The following is an 898-nucleotide window of genomic DNA, read 5'->3' as shown; positions in this document are numbered from 1 at the left end:
GCCCGCCGCCAACCTCAATTCCGGCAATCTCATCAGTCTGGCCGGCTGTAATGCCTTGGCTGTGCTGCCGGTGGGAACAACCCAGATCCCTGCTGGTTCGCCCGTTCAGGTGCTGCAACTGCCCTGAAGATCCCTAGCCCTCCTCTCGCTGCTGCTGGAATAGCCGCCATAGTCAATCCAAATAACAATGAGACGCTAGCCAGTACAACAGTTCCGTCTGCAACAGCGGACCGCAGGCCTTATCACTTCATCCACAGAAGTTCCTCTATCAGCATGCATCCTTGCCCTCTTGAGAGCACTAAAGTCACCCTCAATCTCATTCAAGTCTGGCGAGGGCCTCAGCAAAAAACCACCTCCTGCCCTGCCGCTTTCATCAAATCCTTTATCCTTCCCTTCCGTTCGCCGAGCAGGCCCTAGGCCTTTGAATCGGCCCATTGCCCAGAGTCAATACAGATGTCCTCTCCAAACTCGGCATTTAGTGTCCCTCAAGTTCTTCCGCATTCGAGCTACTTGAAAAAGCGTCGGGGCTATCAAACCCCCTCTCTCCTTCCTCCTACCGGCTACTCAGCTCTCTCTCTTCCCATAAACTTTCTCCCCTCTCTTTGGCCAAGCATAAAACAGGTGCGTATCTCCCCAAACCCTGTCTCGTCATTCTCTCATCATTCGCGTCAGCGGTGCAGAGCCCATTGTAAGCTAAACTCTCACTTCCATACTTCTGAACCAACTCCCTCAAGACCCTAGAGTCGTTGATTCTCTCTTGGATTCTCTCTTGCCAATCCCGCTCTCGGTGCCTTAACTCTTTTTTTTCGCGTTGTTTTCATCTTCCTAAGAGCATAGTAAATAGCGCTGGGATGGACGCCAAACCTCTGGGCTCTATCCTTCAGTCGAGCTTCTGGGT

General features: G+C 52.4%; 2 pseudogenes. One reads left to right on the top strand and one right to left on the bottom strand.

Annotated elements, in window-relative coordinates:
* Positions 1–127: pseudogene (locus NW815_RS11640) on the top strand (molybdopterin molybdenumtransferase MoeA); the annotation flags it as partial.
* A 68-nt stretch (positions 128–195) separates the two neighbouring features.
* Here NW815_RS11640 and NW815_RS11635 read toward each other — a convergent pair.
* Positions 196–898 (bottom strand): annotated as a pseudogene (locus NW815_RS11635) (IS630 transposase-related protein); the annotation flags it as partial.

Source organism: Synechococcus sp. R6-7, assembly GCF_047461695.1.
Taxonomy (GTDB): domain Bacteria; phylum Cyanobacteriota; class Cyanobacteriia; order Thermostichales; family Thermostichaceae; genus Thermostichus.
Note: the sequence above shows the minus strand (reverse complement) of the source record. Positions and strands in the feature narration are given on the sequence as shown.